The organism is Candidatus Manganitrophaceae bacterium (genome assembly GCA_016200325.1).
GTDB lineage: Bacteria > Nitrospirota > Nitrospiria > SBBL01 > Manganitrophaceae > Manganitrophus.
Window position 1 is genome coordinate 19,557 of sequence record JACQEZ010000019.1, and the last position, 12,709, is coordinate 32,265.

3 protein-coding genes are annotated in these 12,709 nt (G+C 47.4%); all 3 read right to left on the reverse strand.

Going from position 1 to position 12,709, the window contains the following annotated elements:
- Positions 1 to 619 precede the first annotated feature (619 nt).
- A complete protein-coding gene (locus HY282_15110; protein ID MBI3805077.1) occupies positions 620 to 4,201 on the reverse strand; it encodes an SBBP repeat-containing protein in 3,582 nt (1,193 codons plus the stop codon).
- Between the two features lie 84 nt (positions 4,202 to 4,285).
- Positions 4,286 to 4,774, reverse strand: coding sequence for a DUF4265 domain-containing protein (locus tag HY282_15115; protein ID MBI3805078.1), 489 nt, complete (start codon positions 4,772 to 4,774; stop codon positions 4,286 to 4,288).
- Complete coding sequence (locus HY282_15120; GenBank protein MBI3805079.1) at positions 4,771 to 11,892, reverse strand: HNH endonuclease; 7,122 nt, start codon at positions 11,890 to 11,892, stop codon at positions 4,771 to 4,773. Before HY282_15120 ends, HY282_15115 begins: the two co-directional genes overlap by 4 nt.
- Positions 11,893 to 12,709 lie beyond the last annotated feature (817 nt).

Consider the following 12,709-nt stretch of genomic DNA (forward strand, 5'->3'; position numbering starts at 1 on the left):
TTGATAAAACCGAAAGTGCCCAAAGAAGCGAGCGTCCCATCAAGCCCTGGCGAAGAAGAACGAAGTAGTAGAAGGCCACTCTGATTGCCATTCCCAACAATATGTAACTTGGCGCCAGGTTCTGTCGTCCCGATACCAACGTTTCCGTTATACTTCATTATAAAATCAAATCCAGCGCTTGGATTCCCTGAAAAGTAAACAACATTATCAGTGATCGTATTGCCAGCCACGACTCTTAATCCGTGTTCTCCTCCTAGACCAACTTGTGGGTGAACGATATCTAATTTGTAGCCTGCGGTCGGACTCGTCGTCCCGATGCCGACGTTCACAGTTGTCGTCAAGCTAAGCCCGCTTTGATCTGTCCACTGGGCCTGGGCATGTGCGATCTTGGGCGTCCAGAAGATCCATATTGAAATGAGAATCGATACGATGAAGAGACCTCTGGATCGATTCTCTTTTGTCTGCTTTCTTTGTATCTTTTGGCTCATGATGATTCGCCCCTTTAGTATGGTTATTCGCTTTTCTCCTGTCTCTCAGATCAATGTCGCCCGCATGAACTTCTTACGAACTGGATCATTCCGTTCATATACCTCGACTTCATAGAACTATTGAATGCTCCCTACTTCACCGCTTGGCGAAGGTCTTGGATATGGGCCTTCTTCACAAAAGTAGAGCCAACGGTTAACGTAGGATCGGTGTAGCTCAGAGCTGTGAGCCCCAGTGCGGTCAAACCCTCGTTAAGCTTATTTCTCAGATCAATGACATGCTGGGCCCGGATAGGGTTCCCTTGCGCGGGCGGTAAGATTGGGTTCCCTTGGCCGTCCGTTGTTGACCAACTAAATGGTGCGAGCCCTGCGGTTTTACGAACGGCATTCACAGCCTTGAATAGTTCAATAAAGTGCACCGCTTTAATTATTGTTGGCGCAGATGGGTTTTCAGAGAAGCTTACGATCGGATCGTTTGTAAAAGGGAGGGTCGTCGCTAAATCGACATTACTGTATCCGGAAGTATTCCCCGCCGAATCGACCGCGCGAACCCGATAGACGTATGTCACACCTCCATTGATATTATTATCTACGTAGGTCGTCGTGGTTGTCGTTGAAAAGGTCGTATATTGAGCATTATTGAACTTCCGCTCTATCTCATAATGGTGTACACCACTCGGACTCGAAATTGTCCAGGTAAGACTGATTTGGGTTAAGCTTGCGGCATTCGCCACCAGGGTAGACGGTGTGGGGAGAGCACTATTTGAACGAGGAACGCCCGATGAAATATTGCTATTTGCACTTTCGTTCTTTCCGTCAAAAAAGCGTACTGCATAATAGTAAGTTGTTCCGTTTACCAATTGAGTATTCGAATAGCTATTTGCAGAATTACCGGTTAGGGTCGCAATCAGAGTATAAGGTCCGCCGAACTGAGTGCTTCGATAGATCCTCTGTTGGGTTATTTTTGGGCTGATATAGGGAATCCATGTCAAATCCAGCACCCCTCCCGCGTCGTCAGGATGGTCAACGACTTTAAGCCCTCCGGGAGCTGGGGGAACCGCATACCGAACCGTGGTAAAGTCGGCGGCCAATCTTCCATCATTCAGAGTAATGGTGACATTTCCATTGCGATCCACTGCCAAACCGGGAGGAGGGATTGAGTCAAACGTTGAAATATTAATACCGCCCAGCTCTGCACTGACGTAACCGCCCAGCACTGCACTGACGTAATTCGCAGCCCAGATCTGTTCTCCAGTAGGACTATACTTCAATGTCGTATATTGGATCTTACATCCCTGGCTGTCACTTCCATAACAAGTCGTCCCTGTGACATAGATATATCCTGCCCCGTCAATTGCAATGGCAGAGGGAATATCGATATAACCGCTATCATATCGGAGCACCCAAAGCTGATTTCCATTCGAATCATACTTAACAGTCAGGTAATCCTCTGTTTGTGCGATCCCACCCGAGAGTCCGATGTTACTTGAACCGGTTACATAAATATTTCCCTCGGTGTCTACTACGATTGCAACGGGTCGATTATACCATCCAATGTCATACCGAGCCCGGTTATTGGGCCATTGTGCAACTCCGTTCGTGTCATATTTCATGGTTGCATAGCCACTTTTCGTTCCGTTCGAACTGACCCCAGTGACATAAACGTTCCCGATGCTATCCACCGCCATGGCAACCGCTTGGTCGGTTCCTCCGTAATCATATCGGGCCGCCTGGGACCAGAGTGCATTTCCGGTTGGGTCATACTTGAGCGTTGCAAAGTCATCGTTCTGGCCATTTGAACTCGTACCGGTGACATAAATATTCCCTGCGCTGTCAGTTTTAATAGCAACCGCCTTGTCGTCTCCCCCATTGTTATATCGAGCTTGATTGGGGGCCCATTGTGGAATTCCATTTGAATCGTATTTCATTGTTGCGTAATCATAATTGTCGGTTTGATTGGAGCTAGTACCCGTCACATAAACATTCCCTAGATCATCTAAGGCAATCCCGGCCGCCAAGTCCTCCAGAAAATCATAACGGGCCCCTGCCGCTCCCCATAGTGGATTTCCATTTGCATCGTACTTTACAGTTGCATAATCATCATTTGTCCCATTAGAGCTAAAACCTGTTACGTGAACATTTCCCGAATTATCCACGGCGATATCCACCGGTTCATCTTGAAATCCATGGTCGTATTGGACACTCCAAAGCTGATTGCCATCTAAATCATATTTGGTCGTCAGATAATTTTGAGCAAAGCTACTCGTGCCAGTGTCATAGAAACTTCCAGATCCGGTTACATAGATATTTCCAGAGGAATCGGTGACCACCTTTGAGTTTTTAGGCACGTCGGGCATGAGGGTGCTCCAAACGCCGGACTGACCTCGCGCCCATGTCTGATCAACGATGGGAAGAACGGTGATGGTCGCTGGAATCATGGAGGATTGGGATGAGGCATTCGTAACGTTATAAATAAAATCATAGGTTCCTGCCGTGGTCGGCAATCCGTTGATTACGCCCGTTACGCTATTGAGGCTCAGCCCCTGAGGCAAACTCCCTGAAAGGATCATCCAAACATAGGGGCCTGTCCCGCCGTTGTTTGGAAGCGCATAATTGAATCCTTGATTGACGATAGAATTTGCCGTAACAATCGACACGGTCACGCCGGAAACGCTCTGTCCATTGCCACGGGCAAGCCAGCGGCTGTCAGGAACATTGGGATTGGTCCCTAAGATCGCTTCCACGCTGTCGGGAATTCCATCTTTATCGGTGTCCGCGAGAACGGTGCTTGGCCAGGTCTTTAGCACCATCGATGTCAGGAATGCACTCCCTTGCCAACTTCCATCCGTGTTCTGCTGCGTAATCAAATAATCGAGTGCTCCCCCCGTGGCGGCATCGTTGGGCCGAAGCGCTGTTAAAACCTGATAGACGATGGCAGTATCGAGCACAGTGCTTGTGCTATTGAATCCGAATCCGCCATCGGCACCATTTCTTTTCGTCAAAAGCCAAGTGATACCATTATCAATGGCTGTTTGAAGATAATAAGTTGAGCCACAGTACCCGCTGGTCCATCCCTTGGCTGTCTTAATTGCATTAATTTCAAGGACATTTAAGGCTGTCGGCAGAATTCCACTTCCGACCGCAGAGGATGGGGGCGAAGCCCCTGCATTGATGTAGGACCAACTTCCGTCGGATTTCTGCGCGAAAAGAATTCCACAGCTAAGGGCGGTGCTCAAATCCGTATCTTGACCGGGATAGGTATAAGCGGCGGCGCGAATGGCGCTCAGTGCCAGGGGGGTATCTGGGAAACTGGTATCGAAGTGATCGTAAGCACCCCATGTGGCTTGTGTATTCTTCCAATTAACCAGAAGATCAAGATAGCTATTAACGTTTAACCCAGCCTTCTGAAGGGCCAGTACCTTTCGAGAGAGCGAATCGGTGCTGCCGACTTTGGTATTGCTCAACCAAGACACCCCCGCTGTATAAGGAAAGCCCTTCATCCCCGCATTCGCCAGCGCCTGCAGAGTCTCCGCGGTTGTGGCAACCTCCAAACCCGAATTAGTCCTCCAACTCCCATCTCCATTTTGGTGATTAATTAACCACGCAATTGCCTTATTCCGGGCCGCATCGATTTGTGCTTGGGTAGCTGCAAGTGCACTTGAACACAGAACTAAAAGCGCACAGATAGAAAAAACAACCCGAGAAAAGAAAGGCATTAGTCCTCCTGCAAAGAGCATTGGCACTTAAAATATTGTATTGAGTGATTACAAATATGTTTCTTTCTACTGCATTAAGACAGATCATTTAGAAAGAGGATGGCCGCAAAAACCTTCTTCAAAATTCCATATTCCATCCGCCTGTCCTTTTTCCAAAAGGTTGTAAACCTTATATACATCTGCCGCAGGAGGCACATCAATAGCCAATAATCGGCTTGTTGCACCTTCATACGTACATCCTAATCCTTCTATAGGCTCCCAATACTCATTAAATTTGGACTTATTCAGATTACCTGCAAGGAAGATCCGATAAGTTGAATGCCCTCCCCTTGCAGCAACTCCAGAAAAACTTATTATGTCTCCAACATACTCTCCGAAAACCACATCATCCTTGCTCACACCATAAACATAAAATGGGCTATTTAGTATGCAATACTGGCCCTTCGAAACCTCTTTAGCCCACATTGTTTCTGTTGCGGGGCTTTTTTCGACACCCTTTTCTAATGCAAACCAAATCTTAATGAGTTTCTGTTTATCGTTTCCGGAAAGATCATGGCTATGAAGTATTGTCATTTTCTTCTCTTAAGATATTCCTCTGTAGTACTTGTGCGTTTATCGAGATTACAAGTCCTGCATGTATTTTGTGCGTTATCTACCGTATTATTGCCACCACGGGAGGCTGGGTCGGCATGATCGATATTAGATTGATTCGGCCCTGGTTCTCGAGTAGTTTCTACACCACAGAAGACACATCTGTTATCACTTTCTTGCCGTGCCTGGTCTTTGATGGATTCAGGGAATCTTTGACTGGAACCAGGTCCCCCGGAACTTCCAGCTTTTGGACCTCCAGTACCTCCCTCCGTAAAATGAGTGGTCGGAATCATATCCTCGCCATTATTTGGCGTGGACGGGTAAAATATACTTCCGCCAACTATCGCAACACCCACAGTCACTGGGGCGGTAATGAACGCTGCAGCTGCCCCTGCAATAGTTTGAATTCCCTCCAAAGCAACTGCGCCGACCTCTACCATGGTTGGTAGTTCTGGTATAGACAGTGATGGGGCCAAATCTGCCAAGCTCTGGGATGCTGAGGTCATACCCATCACGGCAATAGAACTGACAGAACTCTGATAATAACTGGTCTCACTTACCGCAGTCATGGTTTGTGCAGGACTTTGAGGAGAAAGCCCCCAGGGATCAGTAAAGTTAATGGGATTATTTTTCACATAGGTATAAGGGTTCACACCTCCACTCAACCCAATCGGATCCCTCTGAGTGAACCTCCCAATGCTTGGGTCGTAGTACCTGCCCCGGTAATAAATCAGCCCAGTTTCATCCGGCTCTCTCCCCGTATATCCATATTGCGGAATCGCACCCGTGATGGAAAGAGTGTTCCCCCAGGCGTCATATCGGGCTTGCCCCGTGGTTGCACCGGTCGGATCGCTTACCGCAACGACATTTCCTAACCCGTCTTGATGGTAATACTGAGTCGTAGTAGACGTCGCCCGGATAATCGGATCATCCATGTTGGGGCCATGCGCGTAGGTTGCCTGGGCGGAGGTCCAGGTAGCACCATACTCCGCCACAATATCAGGACCATTGTAAAGGTATTGTGTCACACTGCTACCGACCACCTTCTTGATGCGCCTTCCGTTCGCATCATAGGCATAGTTCTGAGTTGCAATTCCCGTTTTATTCACTTGTGTAAGCCGATCGAACACATCATAGGTGAGGCTGGTCGTCGTCGCCCCCTCGGTTTTCGTAACGAGGCTACCGTTGAGATCATAGACCAGACTTGCCAGGAGAGCACCAGTATCGCTTCCCTGATGAATCTCAGTAAGCTGGTTGGCCGCATTATAAATATAGACCTTCGTGTCGGCCCCATCCGTCTTCGTCCTTCGATTTCCAAGCACGTCGTAGGTATAGCCCTCAATCAGGGCATTCGTGCTGTTATTTCGAGTTTCAGTCAGCCGGCTCAGTTCATCATAGACATACTTGTAAGGAGTCGTGGTTGCGCCGATTGTCTCGTTCTGCGTGAGTCGATTGCCGACGGCATCGTACGTGTAGTCATGCTGGCTAATAATCGTGCTGGACTGACTTCGATTTATGAGCTGTTTGAGAGTGTTGTCTGAATTGTAGGTGTAGCGGGTGTTTACTCCATTCGGGAACCACTTTTCGGTCAGCCGTCCTCCGGGATCATACACATAGCTCACCAAATCACCATTTGGCGCCCAAACGCCGCTGAGGCGGCCGATCGGATTATAGAGATAGTCAGTGTAATTCCCATCGCTATCCTTCATCCGGTTGAGAAGCCCTCCGGGACTATATTCGTATCCCAAAGATTTATTACCCCGTCGGTCAATTACTTGACTAAGGCGATGGGCGGAATTAAAAGAGTACGAAAGGTCTCCGTCAGGATGTTCGATCCGGACGATCTGCCCTAATTGATTTCGAATATATCTGATTGCAGGGTCAGAGTAGGGATCCACCGCAACTTCCGACAGCTGATGTCCATAGTCATAGGCATAACGCGTTGTCTGTTGCTTGGCATCGGTGATTGTCTCTGGATTGCCATACATATCGTAGGTGAAGGTTCGGCTTCTACCGAGCGGATCGGTTTCCTTGAGCTTTCTTCCAAAGTCGTCATAGGTATAGCTCATTTGCAAAGTGACAACATCATTATTCGGACTATTTCCTGTGTTATCTGTTCTACCTGCAGAGATGGTAAGCAGATTGCCGAGATTATCATAGGTGTACCGTGTGACCGGACGGATTTGCCCCAACGTGGGGTCAGTGAAAACCGGGCCGACGATTCGGACAGGGCGGTTCAGTTCACCATATGAGGTTGTCGTGGTCCGATTAAGCGGATCCGTTACGACGGTTACATTTCCGTTGGCGTCATAGTCGAACTGGGTGGTGTGGTTTAATGAATCGATCTGTTTTTTTAAGCGTCCGTCCCGCTCCGGCCCGTAGTATTCGTATTTGATGGTGTTTCCATTTGGATCGGTAATGCTTCTTGGTTTTCCATCCAAATCGAGAGTACGAGTCACCGCATGACCCAGCTCGTTGTATGCCTTGATGACACGGTTGTTCGGGTCGTAATCAAATCCGAGGGTATAGCCATCGGGGTTGGTGATTTTAACCAAATTCCCGGCCATGTCATACTGAAAAGCCGAGACCCCTCCTCCGGCTCCGATGCCGATAATCTTCCTGTCCGAGAAATCAAAAATGGCAGCGGCCTGGTCCACACGGGTCGGAACACCGTTCACGTTTACAGTTAGAATTTCTCCCGTGGGATTGCCATTTGCATCATAGGTATAGTCCCGCAGCTGTCCCACCACATCGCTGCCCTGAATCACTCGACCGACTGCGTCATAATTAAACTGCGTCGGATACCAATCTCCTCTTAAACCAAACTTGACGCGTCCAAAGTAATCATAGTTCAGATTATTGGACTCATCGAATTCCCCTGAGCTGATAATTCCATCACCATTTTTGTCGCCGCGTCGAGTAATTTTCAGGACGAGGAAATTCCCCTCATAGTATTGATACTCCTGAGTCGGACCAACCTGTGTAGCAAAATTTCGCACCTGTTTGACGGTTGACGGGTACCCCCATGTGTTATAGGTCGTGATTGTCCAAGCAACAACGTCCGAAGAAACCGGCGTATAGGTGGTTGGATCGATTGACGCGCCGATGCCATTTTTAAGGGCAATCCGTTGGAGCACATTTCCATTGGAATCGTATTTAAGCAGCGTGTAGTTGCCATTGGCATCTTTGATCTTGCCGGGCCGATTAAAGGCATTGAAGTAGCTATATTGGATCGTGCTGCCGGAGGGATTTGTGATCGTTGTGACGTTTCCCGTCGCATCATAAGCATACTGGGTGGTGTTGCCCATGGGATCGCGGGAAGTGATGCGATTCATCGATGAATCATAAGTGTAGATTCGCTCCGCCCCGTTTTCTTCTATAATTTTGACAGGGTTTCCCTTGTCATCGAAGAAGAATCTCCGGGTGAATCCTCGTTCATTAACAGAAACTGTTTCCCGCCGAAACTCGTTATAGGTAAAAGTGGTCGTCTCCCCAAGTGTATTATAGTGTTTAAAGACCTTGCCATTCATGTAGTACTCAAAGGTCATCCCATTTCCCTTGGGAAGGTTGTACGTTTTCAGAGCATGGTTGAGCTGAGAATCGCTGTAGTAAGTATAAGTCAACGGAGATTGCGTTCCAGCCAAAGCGAGGGGATTTTTATAAGTCGCTAAATTACCGGCACCGTCATACTCATATTGATGTGTCGAGCTCCCATACTTGACTTGATAAATCCGGCTCCCCGTATAAAAAAAGATTAAAGATGCTCCCAAGTCATCCGTAACGGAGGAGAGGAGGCCATTGGTATATCCCAATGTCAAAGTGTTTCCATTTTGATCTTTTATGTTAAGTAATTTGGGCTTCTGCCCAATGACCGAGCCATCCAGATTTTCAAATGTATAAGTAAGACCATTTTTCTCTCGGATGGTATAGGTGCCATTGGCCGCTCGCCGAAAATCCACAAAAACCCCCGACGGGTTAGTAAAGATGCTTAAAGTGGGGATGGTACTTCCGGATACCGGTACCTTGAAGAATTTTTCTCCACCGCTCCCATCCGTCCAACTGACTTTGTAGAAACCTCCGGAGTTCTCAATGAATTTTAAGTAGTGGTTGAAGCTGTGAGTCCAACCAAAGCCAAGCGGACCGTCTACCGGATTTCGGCTATTGTAATTGCGCTCAAACACTAAAGGCAGGCCGCGCCTTTTAATAAAAATATCCCGCTCGTTGTGGTACATGTTTCCAGTGACCATATTCACCGGGTCACCCGAAATCGTTGTGTTGGAATTAATACCGTTGGATGCTGTGGTGGAGTTCGTAAAGGTGGTTGAATTATTGCTAACAGTGCTCGGAGCTGTCGAGTCGGAGTTATAAATAGGCGCGGATCCACCTGTAACCGAGACGGGAGGACCGACGGTGTATCCCCCGTTGTAGCTTCCATCAATAGAAAACCCTGCAGCAGACAATGCCTGGTTTTCCCTAATATATACATAACCCGTCCAATTCTGATATTGGAACAACTGACGAGGGATGGTAACCGTATACCCATTATCAATACGGCCTTTAATACTAGAAATCGCCCCTGTACTGTAATTAAGACCCGTTGGGTTTGTATTCAATGCTGTATTACTGCAACTATTATTGAGTTTACAGCTTTGATCACCGGCCCCCCAATTTGCACTGGTCAATGTTAATACCTCTATATTATTCTCCCTGGCAATCTGTATCCCTTTTACGGCGCTGATTGCATCCAGCCGAGCATTCTCCTGCCAAATATAGTGTTCGTAGGCCGAGGCTGCATAACCGCTAAGTAGGAACGTCTTCCAAACCCCACTACCACTAGTAATGTCAACATTACGAGACTGACCTCCTATAACATCCACCACTAATTCTCCTGGATAGATGGCATAAGGGATGTCAAAGAGGTATTGCACCTTGAGGTCGGAGGAAGTCAATCCAATATGATTGCCGCTTTGCCCCGAACCGCCATCTATTTCGGCTACAATATGTATGGCATCAGCAAAGTGACGCATGTACTTCAAACCAGAAAGATGGAGGAACTCTCCGACAGTCGCGTCTTTATCATCGGGGGTGGTTCGCACAGCGTTAAGCAGTTGTGCTGACCGTTCCTTCAACAATCGATCAGAAGCCTGAAAGGCATACCCTTGTAGCGCATGATATCCTCCCGCTCGGATATTGGTATAAGTCACATAATTGACCTGACTCGTGTTACGAAACTCCTCCAGGGTGATGCTCAGTTTTAATTTTGTAAAATCACCCAACTTGACAGAGGTATGGGCGCCCGTGTCTTGATCCACCCCTTCAACTTTAACGACTGAAACAACATCAATATTGGGCATTGCGCCCAGAAAGTCTTTATCCCATGTGTTATCCCAGGCCGCTTGGTCAGCGGAAGTCGCCGGTTTAAATGAAAGGGTAATCCGCTTTAACACCACATCGGGCATTAACAATGTTACAGTGTCCGAGATAGGAGACTCATAGGCGTTCATTGGAATGATATTGAACTTATAGCGATGGCTGTCAGGGACTTTGGCTGTCTCCGATCCACCCCCCTGTGTCCACGTGCTGAAGCTCTGAACCTTATAGGGCAACGAGGCAGGAAGAATATCGATATTGCTGGGATTCTGCGTTCCGATATAGCCGACATCTTGAATTGTATTGTTGCTGAAGTTGGGACCGATCGTTTTGATTTGGGCTTCTACCTGTTCCTGGTATTTTTCATAAGGTAATGTCTGGGTGCGAGAAGCCATATAACTGCTATAATCGAAGCTTACATTCGTGGCAATGCCGGCCTGGTAAGTCTTGTCTTTAAAACTGGGATCAAGCGGAATCCACCGGCTCCCGGTGATATCCGTCCCTGCGCCTCGATAATTGCTGTAAGGAACACAGGCTTCCACCCAAACATGGATAAAGCGAACCTCCGTAGATGTTGCTGAGCTAATGGGAATTCCTCCCACCGCCAGGATTGAATAAGCAGCATCATAGCTCTTTGCGCCCACCCAGCGTAACCCACGATCATCGTTAAGTACAATTTCCCCTTTTACATAGCGTGCCGGAATATTAGAGACCCTCAAAAGAGCAATAAGCAAGGATGCTTGGTCGGTGGAACTCCCTCCTCCGCTGACCAGGGCTCCCATCGCCCCCTTCAAAGAGCCATAGTAAGGTTCAAATTTGATATTGTTGGAGACATACTGGTAAATCTTAACAGGGGAGTACGCTAATGATTCTGCTAGGGCTTGAATCTCCGGGGTCACCTGAACTTCCGATCCCGCCTGCGAGTTTGTAAGAAGATCCTCATTCGTGTAACTGCAGTTGGTGATAGCGTCAGGAGGGGTAGCCGGAGGGTTAGAAACCAAAAGAGTTTTGCCCCAAAAAGCGTATTGGTCTGCGTATATATTTTCCGGAAAACTCATCGACGAAGCATACTGTGGAGGCGGCGCACCGATAGAGGCGGAGGCGGATGGGAGAGGGAGTACTTTCTCTTGGCGAATTGTAGGTTCTAAATTCTCAGGAGGCACCTGCCGCTCTCTCCCTTTTTCATGGATTTCCCTTATTTCTGACTTCGCCCGAGCTAAAGCATTACCACGTTGTCCCTTGTCTTTGGAAATTCGAACACCTTCTAAGGCTCTGTTCATTCGATCAAAGCGATCTTCGATTTGCTTGAGTAATCCGTCCCAACTTCGGGCCTTGTCGCTTAAACCAAGAGAAATTAACTTAGCACGCCTTTCGCTAAACTGATCCCTAACTTCTTTTCTAATCGCATTAAGCTCTTGGACCTTGCTCTGCAATAACACCCGTTTGGATTCATGGGACACTTCCTGTTTATTAGGATCTCCTCCCTCTTGATCAATTTTCTCAATCTGCTTTAAAAGATCAGATGCTTCATCCAGATGATGACGTAAAACTTCAGGAAGCGGGTTAATTCGATGAGTACGTGGTTCGGTAACAATCTTCTGCACGACCTCATCCGGTATGGGAGCGGGGTCGCTTGGTGCGCCAATTACGAATGCGGGAGAAATAGAGATCCAGATCAATCCCAATACTATGAACTGGATGCTTCTATTTAGAAACCGACTTAATTTCATAAAGACTCCAGAAGTGGATAAACAGATCACGGCCGCGCACACTCGAAGTGACAACACTCGCCAAATGAACCGGCTAACCCTTAAAATCTAATAAGAGGAATGAAAGTACTGAGGAAGAATTAAACTTTTAAACTTGCTCGTTGGGATTACTAAATTTGCCAGCCCATTTCTCTATCAATGCTAGGGCCTAGTTACACTTCAATTCAGTAGAGCAACAAGAAATCAAAAGGTGACGCAATAGCTGCAAAGACCTAAAACCGAGGGGGGGACTTTCTTACTTTGTAAAGTATATTCCTTATTGATGTATAGTATTCTGGTATAAAATCAGAAGGGATAATAACAGGCCATAAAAAATAAGTCAAGTAAAAAATACTAGCGGTGAAACGGCGGGGTAGTTTCAGTGCTGGTTATGACGCGGAAGAGTTTACGGGGGAAGGGAATTTACATTTTCTTGAGAACCAATTCACATTATCTTTCAAATAGTGCATAAAACTTTGTAGATTTATTCGAAATATAAACAAAACTATACCCTCTATGAAATACCAAGTGGCCTCTTCATTAGCCTGATAAGAATCTTCCATCTTAATTTGACCTGAAACAAAGCTCAACGCGTCCGGGAAAATCCAACACTCCCGCATATCCTTCTCGCCGGGCCGCGTTTTCAAAACACGTTTCCCCACATCCCCCTCACCCATCGTGTTGAGCCGTGTATACCGAGCCACGCCTTGTCATACGCCTGTCGGACTTCCGGCTGATAAAGGTGGGCCTGCTAAGGGATCTCCCCGTTGAGAAGAATTTCAAGCCAAAGGAGCCGGCG

Coding starts and splice junctions, on each gene's coding strand:
- HY282_15110 (MBI3805077.1), bottom strand. CDS start 4,201: ATGCCTTTCTTTTCTCGGGTTGTTTTTTCTATCTGTGCGCTTTTAGTT.
- HY282_15115 (MBI3805078.1), bottom strand. CDS start 4,774: ATGACAATACTTCATAGCCATGATCTTTCCGGAAACGATAAACAGAAA.
- HY282_15120 (MBI3805079.1), bottom strand. CDS start 11,892: ATGAAATTAAGTCGGTTTCTAAATAGAAGCATCCAGTTCATAGTATTG.